Below are 523 nucleotides of genomic sequence, written 5' to 3'. Positions count from 1 at the left end.
CAACGGTTATGGTCATTTCACTGTGGGTTCTAATGGGGCTTGGACTTATACCACCGATACGGCGCACAATGAATTTGTGGCCGGCAGCACTTACACCGATACTTTAACGGTGACTTCCGCCGATGGTACTACTTCAACGATTACGGTGAATATTTTAGGTACGAATGATGCCGCGGTGATCACTCCTGCAAGCGTGACTTTAACCGAGAGCAATGCGATTTTAACTACGGGTGGCACTTTGGCCATTAGTGATGTGGACAGTCCTGCGACTTTTGTAGCGCAAACTAATGTGGCCGGTAGTAACGGTTATGGTCATTTCACGGTGGGTGCGGATGGAGTGTGGTCTTATACTACCGATACCGCACACAATGAATTTGCCGCTGGCACCACTTACACCGATACCTTAACGGTGACTTCCGCCGATGGTACTACTTCCACCATTACGGTGAATATTGTAGGTACTAATGATGCAGCAGTGATTACTCCCGCGGTGGCTAATTTAACTGAAACGAACGCCATTTTA

1 protein-coding gene is annotated in these 523 nt (G+C 48.0%); it reads left to right on the top strand.

The annotated features are described in order from the left end of the window. The coding region (locus tag LOX96_RS17515) for a VCBS domain-containing protein (protein ID WP_250456499.1) at window positions 1-523 on the top strand (523 nt) is incomplete at both ends.

The organism is Legionella maioricensis (genome assembly GCF_023618015.1).
Classification (GTDB): Bacteria; Pseudomonadota; Gammaproteobacteria; order Legionellales; family Legionellaceae; genus Legionella; species Legionella maioricensis.
The sequence above is the reverse complement of the archived record's forward strand: the minus strand, read 5'-3'. Positions and strand labels throughout refer to the sequence as shown.